Origin of the sequence: Snodgrassella sp. B3882 (assembly GCF_026535915.1) — a bacterium.
Lineage (GTDB): Bacteria > Pseudomonadota > Gammaproteobacteria > Burkholderiales > Neisseriaceae > Snodgrassella.
This window is the reverse complement of the sequence record NZ_JAFNPF010000001.1, coordinates 661,620-676,224: the sequence shown is the minus strand read 5'-3', so window position 1 is coordinate 676,224 and position 14,605 is coordinate 661,620. Positions and strand designations below refer to the sequence as shown.

Here is a 14,605-nt window from a genome sequence, read left to right as displayed (position 1 = left end):
ATGATCCCAAAATTCATCATGACCTGATTGAAATGGTTAGGCAAGATTAATAAAACGGTTTGATCTTTCCTCGAAGCACCATTAATGTTCCAACTCAACAAATTCGGCTTTCAGTTAATCTAAAATATTGGATTACCTTCATCTTCATTACCATTTCAAACCAGAGTTTACCCTACTGATTAATTACATATTGCTATTTTATCTTCCTGAACAGAGTAAAACAGATCAACTATAGTACAATCTGCTTTTAATCGATTAGCCGGCAATCTGCGCACATGTCACAAACCACCAACTCTACTTTTTATCAGCTAGCCCTCCAGCAATGCGTCAGCGTGCAAAGCAAACTTATGCAGCAACATACTTTATCAAATGGAGAAAAAGTCTGGGTAAGACTGGCTGGAAAACGCAATAGCATTTGGCGCTATCGATTACTGAAAATAGCTCAGAAAATAAGTGGCATACATATGTTGCAACCGGTGCCTAACCTTGGTGGTGTCTCATCTTTACGAACCGAAGTTAAAAGACTTCAGGAGCTGGCACAAGCCAATATTTGTGTACCTAAAGTGCTGGCGCAAGAGCCTAATGCCACCATGATCAGCAATATTGGTGAACACAATCTGGAAAAAGAGTGGTGGGAATGTCATGAGGATCCGCAAACCTTGCTGCAACGCTGGCGGTTAGGTTTAAGGGCGATTGTTCATGTCCATCAACAGCAACAATATCTGAGCGAATCATTTGCACGCAACATGATATTCATCAACGATCAACAAATCGGATTTATCGATTTTGAAGATGATCCGCTCACAGCGATGCCATTAACTCAGTGCCATGCCCGCGACTTATTGTGCTATCTGCATTCTGGCGCACAATTAATGAATCAATTTGGAATTAGCATAGAAGCGCAACAATCATGGCATCAGATCATTGCTGAGCAACCAGCATCAACTCAATCCATTATTCAAAATAGTTTGCGTAAAATCCGTTGGATGCGCCGATTCACTGCCGAATTTTACGGCAAAGACACCCTAAAACTGGCAGCCATGGCCAATTTTAATTGAATTGATGACCGCTTATCAGCAAAACCACGCATCTTCGAGATAACAGATTGCAAAACTATAGCCGTTATAAAACGGCTTGATGACACGACACCACAATTTACCCGACTGCTTTTTGGCAACTTAATACGATCTCATGCAGGATCCAAGGTTGCACCAATTGAATATGCTTATGTTCAACCTTAATCAACCCTTCATGCTGAAATTTGGACAAAGTTCGACTCACGGTTTCCAGTTTCAATCCAAGATAACTGCCAATTTCTTCTCGCGACATACGTAATATAAAATCATTGGCTGCAAAACCGCGAAAATTCAGACGTTGCGACAAATTAACCAAAAAGGCAGCCAGCCTTTCTTCCGCCCGCATATTACCTAGCAACAGCATGATTTCCTGATTTCGTACAATTTCCTGACTCATCAGTTTATAAAAATGCGTTTGTAGAGAAGGAACTAAATTTCCAGCTTGCTCCAGATTAACAAAAGGCAACTCACAAACTTCACTGTCCTCCAGAGCAACTGCATCACAACTGTGGTAATTATTGCAAATCCCATCCAGTCCCAGAAGTTCACCAGACATAAAAAAACCTGTAACCTGATCCCGACCGTCTTGGCTGGTTACAATGGTTTTAAAGAAGCCAGTGCGCACTGCGAACATTGACTTGAATGGCTCACCCGCACGAAAAAGATACTCACCCTTTTTCAAACGCTTGCTGTGACGAATAACAGTATTTAATTCATCTAACTCTTTATCTTTCATAATCACAGGCATACATAGCACGTGAAAAGAACATTTTTCACATAAATTTTGTACTATTTCGCTCTGTTTGTGTATTTTTATCATAATATTTGTCTGATTTTTGCTGACGAATGGTCAAAATTACTGCCCCCAATATTTGATTTAAATCAAATCTATTTTAGATAATGACAAACATCAGCAGAAAATATTGAATTTTCTAATCAATCCTGATCTAATAGAAAGTATTTTTCGATGTTACAGCTAAAAAGCCCCCAAAACTTATTCTAACACAAATAATTATTATACTGATCTTTAAGCACCGTCATTCCTTCAAAGAATACCTGTAACGCCTGATGAACACACCTAGATTTGCTATCGAATTTGACCGTAAATTGATTGCATCATTGCCATCATTAGGACCTCGCTATACCTCTTATCCTACGGCAGATCGCTTTTCTCCTGAATTTGGAGCCAGTCAATTACAAGCCACGTTGCAGCAGCATATTGGATCCAAGCCGATATCGCTATATGTGCATATCCCCTTTTGTAATACTATCTGCTATTACTGTGGATGCAACAAAATCATTACCAAAGACACCAGCCGCGCCGATACCTACATCCAGTATCTGGATAAAGAACTGGCCTTATTAGCACAAAACTGGACTGGTAAACCTGAATTAGCACAGCTACATTTTGGCGGTGGCACGCCCACTTTTCTCAATACCGAACAGCTCAATCATATCTTTACCAGCATCAGGCGTTATTTTACTCTGATCGATCATGGCGAATATTCCATCGAAATTGATCCTCGCAATGTTTCCGCCGAAACTGTCGCCTTTTTAGGACAGTTAGGCTTTAATCGTATCAGTGTCGGCATCCAAGATTTTAATCCGATCGTACAAAAAGCCGTCAACCGGGTACAAAGCGAAGCAGAAACCCGTTACGTTATCGACGCTGCTCGCCAAAATGGCTTTCGTTCCATCAGTATCGATTTAATTTACGGACTTCCGTATCAGACTGAGCAATCGATGCAGGAAACCCTGCAACAAATCTTGGATTTACAACCAGATCGCATAGCGATGTATCATTATGCGCATCTGCCCCATTTATTTAAACCGCAACGACGTATCAATACCGCTGCGGTACCAGACAGCAGTACCAAACTGGACATACTGCAAAACACCATACATTTTCTGCTGGAAAATGGATACATCTTTATCGGCATGGATCACTTTGCCAAGCCACAGGATGAACTGGCCATCGCTTTGGCAGAAAACCGACTACAACGTAATTTTCAAGGATATTCTACACACGCTGACTGCGATATGATTGCCATTGGCGTATCAAGCATTGGTAAAATTGCCGACATATATAGTCAAAACGAAAAAGATTTGAACGCCTACTATTTGGCTTTGGATAAAAACCGACTCCCTGTACTGCGAGGTTATCAGCTTAATGCAGATGATCTGTTACGCCGTCGCATCATTCAGGATCTGATGTGCCATTTCGAATTAAATTACGCTGACTATGCCAGTATTTTGCCACAACCCTTTAAGCTTTATTTTGCTGATGAACTAACCGAATTAACACAGCTGTCCCAACTTGGACTTTTACATTTGCATGAAAATAAAATTCAAGTCACCCCAAAAGGACGGCTGCTAATTCGTAATATTGCCATGGTTTTTGACTATTATCTGCGACTGAAACGAACGCATAATCATTATTCGCAAACAGTGTAGCACATGCACTTCATCGTCATAGCAATGAAGTTGCATAGGCGAAGTAGTACACTAAGCAGTAACCATAACCGTGTAGCGTATTTCCCCATAAAGCGCGGATTAGCTCACTAAATCAATATTAATGATTTCACCACATAAAGCCGCGACTTCCGCCAAACAATGAGCAGGTTTTAATGCGTGAAAAACATAAGTCAATTGTGCTTGAAAACTACCGTCCGCAATCACATCCCCATCACCGGCTACACCACTGGGTAAATCCAACGCAAGCGTAACAGCAGCGCTATTATTCACCGTGGCGAAACATTGTTTGATTTCAAACGGGAGCGTACCGCGAAAGCCTGTTCCATAAACCGCATCCACAACCAACGGAGCATGAGACAAAATCAAATTCAATTCAGTTATGTCCACCGTACGAACTGATACCGGTAACAGCTGGTGATTCATCTGAGCCAAAGCGGATAAATGCTGTCCTTGTAACCACAATACATAGACTGTCCAGCCATGCTGAGCCAGAATACGAGCCAGCACCAAACCATCACCGGCATTATTGCCTTTACCACAAAGAACCACAACTTCCCGTCGAGAAAAACGACGCATCAAATCCTTAGCAACTCCAGTGCCGGCATTTTCCATCAGTTGTGCATAACTGATGCCGTTGTTATCTTGTTGAGCTTCCCATTCTTTCATCTGAGAAACCGTTAAAACCCTATTGTTCATCCTGTTTTTTTCTTAATTATTTTCTAATACGACACGTTGTCGCTCAATCATCACCCCCACTTGGGCCACAGAAGCCAATATTCCAGGTTTAACGACTTTGACCTTGACTGACAAAGCTTGATACCGGGTCAGAATAAACTGCGCGACATATTCAGCCAATGCTTCCAGCAACAAAAAACTCTGTTCTGCCAGCGCAGAAATGATCTCCTCTGCCACTTGAGCGTAATGAATTGTATCTGCAACATCATCACTTTGCGCTGCTTGCAGAAAATCAGTCCCTATATCTAGATCTAGCAGCAAAATCTGCGGCTGCTGACGCTCCCATTCATACACCCCGATCAACGTTTTCGCTTTTAAACCATGTAAAAAGATAGTATCCATGAACAACCTGCTCAGTTAGAATATTAACCTTGAAATTGTAGACTAAAGAAACACCCTTATGGCGAACTACTTTGTAATTATCGGCGCCTATCTGCTTGGCTCCTTGTCTTTTGCCGTTATCGTATCCCGCTGTATGGGCATGCCAGACCCACATAGCTATGGTTCCGGCAACCCTGGTGCAACCAATGTGTTGCGCTCTGGACGCAAAAGTGCTGCCGCGCTTACCCTGCTTGGTGATGCATTAAAAGGCTGGCTAGCAGTGTGGCTGTGCTGTCACTACCAAACTAGCTGGCACCTAAGCCACTATTCCATTGCCGCTGTTGCTGTGGCGGTTCTGGTGGGTCACATGTGGCCAATATTTTTAAAATTTAAGGGAGGTAAAGGCGTGGCTACCGCGCTAGGTGTATTACTGGCGCTTTCCTGGCCAACCGCGCTCATTTGTGCAGCAGTATGGCTAATCATTGCCTTTGGCTTTAAAGTGTCCTCATTAGCCGCCCTCATCGCCACCATCATTAGCCCTTTAGTGGCTTGGTGGTTTATTCCTTGGCCAAGCTGGATTATCGCCATCATCATTATCGATATATTGGTTCTTTATCGTCACAAAAGCAACATCACCAAACTACTGAATGGTCAAGAAAGTAAGATCGGACATTCTAATTAATCAAAAAAAGACAACTTTGATTAGTTGTCTTTTATTTTATTTTTTCTACCATCAATACAGTCAGATAGAATTCATCTATTTCAATACTTACTTGTTCTCATAGTGACTTTTTTTATCGGCTTTAGCCTGTCGAAATTCAGCCATCTTATTTCTAAAAAATCTGGAACGCTGACGTTTTTTGCGCCAATAATAAACCAAAACTATTGCTCCTAAGGCCACAGCTACGTACAAGCCTGCCTGAAACTGATGAACCTTATGCATCAACCAATCAACATTTTCGGCACCATATTCACCCAGATAAATCCATATAGGCACGGATAGCAAAGCTGCCAGCGTATCCATAATTAAAAACTTCAAGACCGAAACGTTGCCACTCATACCTGCTGTCAGAAAAATAGGCGCACGCAAACCCGGTAAAAACCGACCAACAAATAAAACCCTATTGCCATAGCGACTAAACTTGTCCTGCACTTGAGCGTAACGCTCTGGTGTTAACAAACGTTGCACAAATCTGAATTTAAGGATGCGATCACCATATAAACGTCCAAGAACAAACATCAGACTATCGCCAACTAATACCCCACTCATACCTACTGCAAACATCATATGTACATTAGCATGTCCCAGACCAGCGATCACCCCGCCGGCAACCAAAGTTACATCTTCTGGAATGGGAATACCAAAACCACATATCACCAGAACCAGAAACACGGCAGCATAGCCATATTGTGTGAAAAAAGCTTCTAGTAAAGCAAACATATCATGCCCGTCTTTCAATCATCTTGGTACAACTGCTCAATTGGATAATCCAGCCTTAATTGCATTGGCTATCTTCTCTGCTGCAGCTTGAGCGTCCTCTGCTTGACGGGCTTCTACCATCACCCGAACCACTGGTTCCGTCCCAGAAGGACGTAACACGACGCGACCACTCTCGCCCAGCTCGGTCATAACCTGATCAGCAACCGGATTGGCAATACTTGACCAATCCTGATCCTTATCAATGCGAACATTAATCATCGTTTGGGGAAATGGTTGCCAGTCGGTCTGTATACTGGCCAAATCCTGCTTCAAAACCTGCATCGCTGCCAAGACCTGTAAAGCAGCGATGATACCGTCACCCGTATTGTGTTTATCCAAACAGACAATATGCCCAGAGGCTTCACCCCCCAATTCCCAGCCACGTTGATGCAACTGTTCCAGAACATAACGATCACCCACCTTGGCACGAACAAAATCAATATTGACCCGTTTGAATGCCTGCTCCATGGCCAGATTAGTCATCACCGTGCCGACCACACCACCTTGTAACGTTCCTGCATAGGCACGCGCTTTAGCAATAAAATAAATGAGCGCATCACCATCATATACCCTACCGACCTTATCAACCATCATCAGCCGATCGCCATCGCCATCGAGTGCAATACCATAATCAGCTTCATTCTGTAGCACCGCTGCCTGCAAAGATTTAATATAAGTGGCACCAACTTTTTGATTGATGTTATAACCATCCGGCTTATCACCAATACTGACGACATCTGCACCCAATTCGTGAAATACTTTCGGTGCTACCGCATAAGCGGCACCATTAGCCGAATCAATAACCAGCTTCAAACCACGTAAATGAAAATGATTGGGAAAAGTCGATTTACAGAATTCAATATAACGATCAACGGCACCATTAATCCGCCTCGCACGTCCTAACTGAGTTGAAGGTACTGTTTGCATCGGCTTGTCTAATTCGGCCTCAATTTCCAGTTCCAACTCATCACTCAGCTTAACACCGCCTTCAGCGAAAAATTTAATCCCATTATCATGAAAAGCATTGTGTGACGCAGAAATCATAACACCACAATCCAGCCGTAAAGCACGCGTCAGATAAGCCACACCAGGAGTTGGTAACGGACCGGTCAGCAAAACGTTTACTCCTGCGGCAGTAAAGCCTGCCTCCATAGCAGCCTCCAGCATATAACCAGAAATCCGCGTATCCTTACCGATTAAAACCGTAGGTTGGTGGTCCAAACCATGCTGTACCAGAACATGACCGGCAGCATAAGCCAGTTTCAGTACAAACTCAGGCGTAATCGGGTATTTTCCCACTTCACCGCGCACACCATCCGTACCGAAATACTTCTTAACCATTACCCTCTCCAACAGAATGAGACAAAGTGACCATTGTAAAACAGCCCACAAAGATCAGTCAGCAAATAAAATATCTTAAGCTCAACAGCAGCCTGATCAGCTTAACCTTGTTTGAATCAGAATTACTTCATTTCAAGATTATTTCTACCTTACACATAGAAATTCAAGTTTTATGTTGAATGTAACAACATCAAAAATAGTCCGCATCATTAGCTATCCTGAATTCATAGCCCATTATAGCCGTTCCTATTTCAGGAAAAAATATTCACACAACCACATCAACCATCATAATGTATTTACCTATCTATTCAACCGAAGCGACTAACTATTTACAGTACAGAACAAAGGCAGCTAGCTAAATCGTATGCTGATCACAAAACCTTATCACCTATCCCTAGCTACAACTTAATATCATTGCCTTATCATCTCACAACATCCAGACCATCAAATCAGCTTACCACCCATGGCCGCCCACACTTGTAACCCCTGATGTGTCTGGCGTACATCATGCACACGTACTATCGCCGCACCACGAGCCACCGCAGCAATAGCAGCTACAACGCTGCCCATTACCCGATTAGACGGCTCCTGCTCATCCGTCAGCACGCCGATGGTTTTTTTTCGTGACAAACCAACCAGTACCGGACAATCAACCTGCTTGTGCCACTCAACAAAATGTTGCATTAACTGAATATTGTGCTGCATCGTTTTACCAAATCCAAAACCCGGATCCACAACTATACGCTTGCGGTCAATACCGGCTTGATCACATACCGCTACCCGTTGTTGTAAATAACCTCCAACTTGCGTCACCACGTCATCGTACCGCGGATTGAAATGCATAGATTGCGGTTGTCCCTGCATATGCATCAAACAAATACCTGTCTGCGGACAAGCAGCCAGCAGAGCCACCGCGTCCTCATCTTCCAGTGCCTGAACATCATTGATCCCATCGGTTAATTCCTGTTCAAGCAACTGACGCATCACCCATGCTCGACGAGTATCAACCGTGATAGGGACATTCCAACTGATCAGTTCCTGCAATACAGGCTCAATCCGTGCCCATTCTTGTTGCACAGACACCTCTGCTGAACCAGGGCGGGTACTTTCTCCACCAATATCCAGAATATCCGCGCCATCTTTCAACAATTGCTCAGCATGCTTCAGTGCAGAACTAACTGACAAGTCATACCGACCACCATCAGAAAATGAATCCGGTGTCACATTAACAATGCCCATAATTTTAGGCTGCGTTAGAGCCAATTGAAAGCGACCACATTGCCAAAAAGTCTCTGTAACATCCTGCGCACAATCATTCATTTATCGCCATTCCCTTAACTTCTGGCTTCTTTTCCAGCTTTATCTTCATCACCAATATTTAATCCGTCCCATCACCACAATCAACCAAACATGATCATTCAAATTTCACCGCGAATACTCGCGCACATTTCCAAATAAAATGCAGCAAGCAATCATATTAAGCTAAATATAGAAACACAATATATGCTCAGAACTCCGCCCCAAAAACAAAAGGTAGCCCGAAGGCTACCTTTTATATACGTCAGATCAATCGGCTGTATGCGGTTTCTGAGTCTCTGAATCTTCCACCGTTTCTTGTGCTGAAGTATTCGAACCAGAATCATCGGCAGTAGTGACTGATTCTGTATCCTTAACTTCAGATTGAGAGTCCGCTTCTGGCTCAGCCTCTTTCTCAGCATCAGTTGGAATCACATTTTCGTCATAGACTTTAGGAGGACTGGGTTGCTTACCAGCCATAATTTCCAATACCTGATCACGATCAATAGTTTCCCATTCAATCAGTGCTTTAGCCATGGTATGCATCTTGTCGCGATTTTCATCCAGAATCTTATAAGCAATCTCATATTGCTCATCCAGAATACGGCGCACTTCAGCATCGACTTCTTGCATGGTTTTTTCAGAAATATTCTGCGATTGGGTCACAGAGCGCCCTAAGAATACTTCGCTCTCATTTTCACCATACACCACCGGACCCATTTTTGCCGACATACCGTAACGGGTCACCATATCCCGCGCCAGTTGAGTAGCACGTTCAAAATCATTTGATGCCCCAGTAGAAATGCGCCCGATAAACAATTGTTCAGCAATTCGACCACCAAACAGAATTGAAATCTGATTCAACATCTGATCTTGATACATGCTGATGCGATCTCGCTCCGGTAATTGCCAAGTCAAGCCCAGTGCTCGACCACGCGGCATAATCGTTACCTTATGCACAGGATCAGTGAAATCCAAAACCTCAGCGATCACGGCATGACCGGACTCATGATAAGCCGTCGCTCTCTTTTCATCTTCGTGCATAACCATGGAACGGCGTTCCGGTCCCATATAAATCTTATCTTTGGCGTCCTCAAAGTCACCCATATCAACTTTGGATTTATTGCGACGACCAGCAAATAAAGCCGCTTCATTCACTAAATTGGCCAGATCAGCACCAGAGAAACCCGGTGTACCACGAGCCAACAACGGCAAATCAACCGATTTATCCAGCGGAATTTTAGCCGCATGAACTTTCAAAATCTGCTCACGACCACGAATATCTGGTAATGACACCACAACCTGACGGTCAAAACGACCAGGACGCATCAGAGCAGGATCCAAAACATCTGGGCGGTTGGTTGCTGCAATCACAATAACGGTCGTATTGCTTTCAAAACCATCCATTTCAACCAATAGTTGATTGAGCGTCTGTTCACGTTCATCGTTGCCACCGCCCAGACCTGCTCCACGCTGACGACCCACAGCATCAATCTCATCAATGAAAATGATACAAGGAGCGTTTTTTCTAGCTTGTTCAAACATGTCCCGAACGCGAGCAGCACCAACGCCGACAAACATTTCCAAAAAATCCGAGCCAGAAATACTGAAAAAAGGTACTTGTGCTTCACCAGCTATCGCTTTAGCTAAAAGCGTTTTCCCCGTACCAGGGCTACCACACATCAAAATACCGCGAGGAACACGACCACCCAAAGATTGGTAACGTTGTGGCGCGCGTAAATATTCTACAATTTCCTGTACTTCTTCTTTTGCTTCATCACAGCCTGCAACATCGGCGAAGGTAACTTTATTGCTGTCCTTATCCATTAAACGGGCACGGCTTTTTCCAAATGAAAGCGCACCACCTTTGCCGCCACTCTGCATAGAACGCATAAAATAAACAAATACGCCTACCACCAGTAATAACGGTAGCATGCTGATCAAAAGATTACTTAAAAAACTGGGTTTCTTTTCCGGAATCACATTAACCCGAATGTTTTTAGCCAACAGTGTACTGATAAAATTTTCTTCCAAAGGGGTCGGCGCATTAACAACAAAAGCAGATTTATCGTTACGCTGGCCTTCAAGAACAAAGCCATTCACCAGCGACCCCTGAACATTCACATTGGCAATCTCACCCTTGTTAACTTGTTGCATAAACTGCGAATATTCAATTTGCTTATTATCTTTTTTATTACTTACTGCATTGAATGCGGCCATACAGAAAAGAGCCAGCACCAAAAAGCACAAAAGATTTTTAACGCTATTACGCACTATCACAAACTCCTAAGGAGGTTAAATAATTATTCTTTACCCAAAGCAACGACAACCAAATGTAGTTGCAAAGGCTAGTCCCTATTTTTTCCCACGTCCCAATAAATAGATTTCATTCGAACGATCACGGGAAGCTTTCGGTTTACGCACGAGCACCTGACTAAAACTACTTTTCATGGCCTGTTGAAACTCATCTTGCCCTACGCCTTGAAAAATTTTAACCAGAAAATCACCGCCACGTTTTAAATGTACCTGAGCAAACTCCAGACCAAGCTCAGCGAGATAAAAGCTTCTGGCTTGATCAGTAATGTTATTACCCGACATATTGGGTGCCATGTCACAAATTACAAGATCTAACTCGCATCCAGCTAATAAAGTTTCAAACTGAATCAGCACATCATTTTCACGAAAATCCCCTTGAATAAACTCTACCCCCTCTACAGGATCCATAGGCAGAATATCTAAAGCAAATACCCGACCTTGGCTACCCACCAACTTCGCCGCCACCTGCGACCAGCTTCCCGGCGCGCTGCCCAGATCAGCCACAACAACACCAGATTTAATTAAATGATCTTTATCATTTATTTCCAGCAATTTATAAGCCGCACGTGCACGATAGCCTTCTTTTTGAGCGAGATGAACATAATGATCATTAACATGCTCATTGAGCCACGCACTGGAAGATTTAGAACGAACACCCATAATGCAAATTCTTGAAAAAACCACTCTATTGTAGCGTGAAATCGCAAGAGAATATACACTTTATCATCAGCAAAAAAAGATTATTTCACGAAATTAAAATATATTTCCTAATTGTGGCACTGAAGGTCTCTGGAAACTTAAACCAGCGCAAATTAAAACTCATTAGATTGATCATTCACTTTTTAGCAACCCATGGCGATTTGCCCGCTATCTGATGCCACACCATAGAATATGTTTTTAACCAGTGCAGATGGAAAAGTCACCATCAATGCTCAGAACGAGTTATTGCTTCTCAGTGGTGGCGGTGGTATCCGCATTAAAATTTTTGCAGGAGACTAACCAGATTTTTTACTTCATAGACAATATTAATCATCGAATCAACGCGGCAAAACTAAAACAAACACACATTATTGAACTAGCTATTTCACCCAACATCGATGAATATCTCATGGCTGAGTTACTTCGTATCTATCAAGAATACTATTCACAAACACAACTCAATATTCACGAATAATCCTACCAAAATTAATTATATCTTATTGATTATTAGATATATTTTAATGTTAAACAATTATTATAAAATATTGGTAGATGTTCAAATTTACAACTTATTTTGAGTAAAATAATATGATTTTCAATTAAAGTCGAACCAGAGTTTTGAGTGTCACAAATTATTTTTTTGTTAATTATTGTAACGGTAACTTTTGTTTGTTGGCTTATGTTCTTCCTTAATTTGACAGTATCGGTTTACTTGATTAATGGGTAAGATACTTATAATATTCAATAGCTAAGTTAATTGGGTTCACGGAGAACTAACTATGATCTATCAGAACAAAAAGCAATTAATAGATGAAATCAATAAAACGGCTAAGTTATTTATTGAAGAGTTTAAAACGATCACTGAAGATAAAAAAGATAGTTTAGTGGATGGTGTTGATAAAACACCGGCTCAAATGATTGCTTATCAACTAGGTTGGTTAGCGTTAGTAAAGTCATGGGATGATACCGAACTCTTGGGAGAGATTCCCATTTTACCTGCCAAAGGCTACAAATGGAATCAATTAGGTGAGCTTTATCAGTCATTCTATCAAACATATAAAGAATTATCTTTAAAAGAGCTTATACAGCAGTTTGAACAAGCGGTCGATATTTGGACTGGCTGGATTGGTTCATTGTCGGAGGAGACACTATTTATAAAAGATAGCAGGAATTGGACTAAGCCTTATCCTGAAAGCTGGACTGTTGCAAGATTTATTCACATCAACTCGGTTGCTCCCTTCAAAAGTTTTCGGACTAAAATCAGAAAATGGAAAAAATTAACGCAATAAGTGTGTATCTGATAAAAAATTACCTACATATAGTAGGTAAATTAAAAGACATAGCCATTTTTGGTATTTGGGTAATAGAAAGGTGGAAAGTTACCCTTTAGGCTTATATAAAATCTTTACATATTAGCTCATCGCCGAGTATTAATAGATAGCATATGGATACTTTATCATTACCGTCATTTAGTCGAAAATACGCTTGTAAGATTAAAGCATTTTAGCGTTCGCTTATTGTTATATTATATTACCGATGTGGACTGATTAAGATCAAAACTCAACAGCCCCAAGAATAAGCAATAAAAACGCAAACACGATTACCAATTTAGCTCATCAACTGATCATCAGGCATGCCTTACCATCAGCTACGGAACAATCGCGAAGCATAAATACCTCACTTAAAATTGAAATTAATTCGTCATAACAGCCTCGATTTAGTAGATGGCTTATTTCCCAATTCCAATAAATTGTTACCAAAAATATTCCATTATTCAATCAGAAATTAAATTCGGACTACCTAGCTAATGATCATTAAACCGCTGCATCAGCAGATTATTCAGGCGATCAATCTTTCACCAGAGCAGCGTATCATGATCGGGAGTCGGACAACATGAAAGTATCAATTACACGCTGGCACTATCATCAAATTAGTAATAATGAATTAATGCAGTAGGTTAAGCGCAAGAATTCTAAACAACTTGTCATTGCAAAAATACAATTGATCCACTACAAAAAACCCTATACGCAACTTGAAGATTTTCTCTAACTTATTAAATTTAAGAATGATTTTAGTATCTCGTTAGTTAAGCAAATTGTATTCAGACCATTGAATAAAGCGAAATTTTAGCAACCCATTTTAGACAATTTAAACAAAATACTGCCAAGTGTAAAAAGCGTTCATTGCTCTTTTTTTCACATCGTCGTCAAGAATAGAGATTAACTATAAAAAATTATCGTTGTCATTTAAAATAGCTTATTGACAATCGAACCTGCAATCCGCTTATCGGATTCAAAGTTCAAGCAACATGGAAAGAAAAATGCCAACAGATAATTTAAGCAGTAAAGATAAAATGGCCTTGAAAGCCCGCGCTCATCAGCTTCATGCAGTAGTCCTGATCGGTCAACATGGACTGACGCCAGAAGTCATCGCCGAAACCAATCGCAATTTAGATGCACATGAATTGATAAAAGTGCAGGTAGCCGGTGATGACCGCGCCAAACGTATCGCTATTGCACAAGAATTGTGTGCTGCGACCCATGCCGAGCTAATCCAGCATATTGGCAAACAATTAGTCTTATTCCGCCGTAAAAACACAGACGAATAAATAAAAGCGATTCTTCAATTGAATCGCTTTTAAGTTCTTCTTAATTGCTTCTGCCGTTTTATAAAGCTTATTTCTTAAATCATCTAGAATATTATTTTCTTGTTTACATAAAACACTATCTTTAAAGAATTAATTCATTAAAAGAGCCCATCGCTCCATATAATTGGAAAATTTTTCTACTAAATGGTTTATCATCATTAGAAATTTTTTTAGTGGCTAAAAAGATTTTTCCAATTATATTCTTCAACCTCATCTAAA

Annotated in this window: 13 protein-coding genes; 5 read left to right on the top strand and 8 right to left on the bottom strand. The window is 41.3% G+C overall.

The window, feature by feature from the left end:
- Window positions 1-275: 275 nt before the first annotated feature.
- The gene (locus tag J3U68_RS02870) at window positions 276-1,058 is read left to right on the top strand and encodes a hypothetical protein (protein WP_267374412.1); all 783 of its coding nucleotides are present in this window, start codon (window positions 276-278) and stop codon (window positions 1,056-1,058) included.
- Window positions 1,059-1,155: 97 nt separating this feature from the next.
- Here J3U68_RS02870 and fnr read toward each other — a convergent pair whose 3' ends face one another.
- Window positions 1,156-1,893, bottom strand: coding sequence for a fumarate/nitrate reduction transcriptional regulator Fnr (fnr, locus tag J3U68_RS02865; protein WP_416384653.1), 738 nt, complete (start codon window positions 1,891-1,893; stop codon window positions 1,156-1,158).
- 251 nt (window positions 1,894-2,144) lie between these two features.
- On the opposite strand from fnr, the gene hemN reads away from it, so the two are divergent.
- Complete coding sequence (gene hemN / locus J3U68_RS02860; protein WP_267374407.1) at window positions 2,145-3,530, top strand: oxygen-independent coproporphyrinogen III oxidase; 1,386 nt, start codon at window positions 2,145-2,147, stop codon at window positions 3,528-3,530.
- Between the two features lie 99 nt (window positions 3,531-3,629).
- On the opposite strand, the gene J3U68_RS02855 is transcribed toward hemN, so the two are convergent.
- Window positions 3,630-4,217, bottom strand: coding sequence for an NAD(P)H-hydrate epimerase (locus tag J3U68_RS02855; protein ID WP_267374405.1), 588 nt, complete (start codon window positions 4,215-4,217; stop codon window positions 3,630-3,632).
- Window positions 4,218-4,259: 42 nt separating this feature from the next.
- A complete protein-coding gene (gene folB, locus J3U68_RS02850) occupies window positions 4,260-4,628 on the bottom strand; it encodes a dihydroneopterin aldolase (RefSeq protein ID WP_267374403.1) in 369 nt (122 codons plus the stop codon).
- A gap of 58 nt (window positions 4,629-4,686) precedes the next feature.
- Between folB and plsY the strand changes: the two genes are divergently transcribed.
- Window positions 4,687-5,289: a glycerol-3-phosphate 1-O-acyltransferase PlsY gene (gene plsY, locus J3U68_RS02845; protein WP_267374401.1), complete on the top strand. Its 603-nt coding sequence runs from the start codon at window positions 4,687-4,689 to the stop codon at window positions 5,287-5,289.
- Between the two features lie 87 nt (window positions 5,290-5,376).
- Here plsY and J3U68_RS02840 read toward each other — a convergent pair whose 3' ends face one another.
- The 5 genes from J3U68_RS02840 to J3U68_RS02820 form a co-directional block, all read right to left on the bottom strand.
- Entirely contained in the window at window positions 5,377-6,048 is a 672-nt protein-coding gene (locus J3U68_RS02840; RefSeq protein WP_267374399.1) for a DedA family protein, read from the bottom strand.
- Between the two features lie 36 nt (window positions 6,049-6,084).
- Entirely contained in the window at window positions 6,085-7,428 is a 1,344-nt protein-coding gene (glmM, locus tag J3U68_RS02835; protein WP_267374397.1) for a phosphoglucosamine mutase, read from the bottom strand.
- A 444-nt stretch (window positions 7,429-7,872) separates the two neighbouring features.
- A complete protein-coding gene (gene folP, locus J3U68_RS02830) occupies window positions 7,873-8,748 on the bottom strand; it encodes a dihydropteroate synthase (RefSeq protein WP_267374395.1) in 876 nt (291 codons plus the stop codon).
- Window positions 8,749-8,994: 246 nt separating this feature from the next.
- Window positions 8,995-10,944 carry an ATP-dependent zinc metalloprotease FtsH gene (ftsH, locus tag J3U68_RS02825; RefSeq protein ID WP_416384652.1) on the bottom strand — a complete coding sequence of 650 codons (1,950 nt, stop codon included), beginning with the start codon at window positions 10,942-10,944 and terminating at the stop codon, window positions 8,995-8,997.
- Window positions 10,945-11,079: 135 nt separating this feature from the next.
- Entirely contained in the window at window positions 11,080-11,700 is a 621-nt protein-coding gene (locus J3U68_RS02820) for an RlmE family RNA methyltransferase (protein ID WP_267374391.1), read from the bottom strand.
- A gap of 818 nt (window positions 11,701-12,518) precedes the next feature.
- On the opposite strand from J3U68_RS02820, the gene J3U68_RS02815 reads away from it, so the two are divergent.
- On the top strand, window positions 12,519-13,028 hold the full coding sequence (locus tag J3U68_RS02815) for a ClbS/DfsB family four-helix bundle protein (RefSeq protein ID WP_267374389.1): 510 nt from the start codon (window positions 12,519-12,521) through the stop codon (window positions 13,026-13,028).
- A gap of 1,031 nt (window positions 13,029-14,059) precedes the next feature.
- Window positions 14,060-14,347 (top strand): ribosome assembly RNA-binding protein YhbY, encoded by a 288-nt coding sequence (gene yhbY, locus J3U68_RS02810; RefSeq protein ID WP_267374386.1) that lies wholly within the window; start codon window positions 14,060-14,062, stop codon window positions 14,345-14,347.
- The last annotated feature ends 258 nt before the right edge of the window (window positions 14,348-14,605 follow it).

Excerpts from the sequence above, each read along its gene's own strand:
- J3U68_RS02840 (WP_267374399.1), bottom strand. The coding sequence starts at position 6,048 with ATGTTTGCTTTACTAGAAGCTTTTTTCACACAATATGGCTATGCTGCC.
- plsY (WP_267374401.1), top strand. The coding sequence starts at position 4,687 with ATGGCGAACTACTTTGTAATTATCGGCGCCTATCTGCTTGGCTCCTTG.
- folB (WP_267374403.1), bottom strand. The coding sequence starts at position 4,628 with ATGGATACTATCTTTTTACATGGTTTAAAAGCGAAAACGTTGATCGGG.
- yhbY (WP_267374386.1), top strand. The coding sequence starts at position 14,060 with ATGCCAACAGATAATTTAAGCAGTAAAGATAAAATGGCCTTGAAAGCC.
- J3U68_RS02815 (WP_267374389.1), top strand. The coding sequence starts at position 12,519 with ATGATCTATCAGAACAAAAAGCAATTAATAGATGAAATCAATAAAACG.
- glmM (WP_267374397.1), bottom strand. The coding sequence starts at position 7,428 with ATGGTTAAGAAGTATTTCGGTACGGATGGTGTGCGCGGTGAAGTGGGA.
- J3U68_RS02870 (WP_267374412.1), top strand. The coding sequence starts at position 276 with ATGTCACAAACCACCAACTCTACTTTTTATCAGCTAGCCCTCCAGCAA.
- folP (WP_267374395.1), bottom strand. The coding sequence starts at position 8,748 with ATGAATGATTGTGCGCAGGATGTTACAGAGACTTTTTGGCAATGTGGT.
- hemN (WP_267374407.1), top strand. The coding sequence starts at position 2,145 with ATGAACACACCTAGATTTGCTATCGAATTTGACCGTAAATTGATTGCA.
- ftsH (WP_416384652.1), bottom strand. The coding sequence starts at position 10,944 with ATGGCCGCATTCAATGCAGTAAGTAATAAAAAAGATAATAAGCAAATT.
- J3U68_RS02855 (WP_267374405.1), bottom strand. The coding sequence starts at position 4,217 with ATGAAAGAATGGGAAGCTCAACAAGATAACAACGGCATCAGTTATGCA.
- J3U68_RS02820 (WP_267374391.1), bottom strand. The coding sequence starts at position 11,700 with ATGGGTGTTCGTTCTAAATCTTCCAGTGCGTGGCTCAATGAGCATGTT.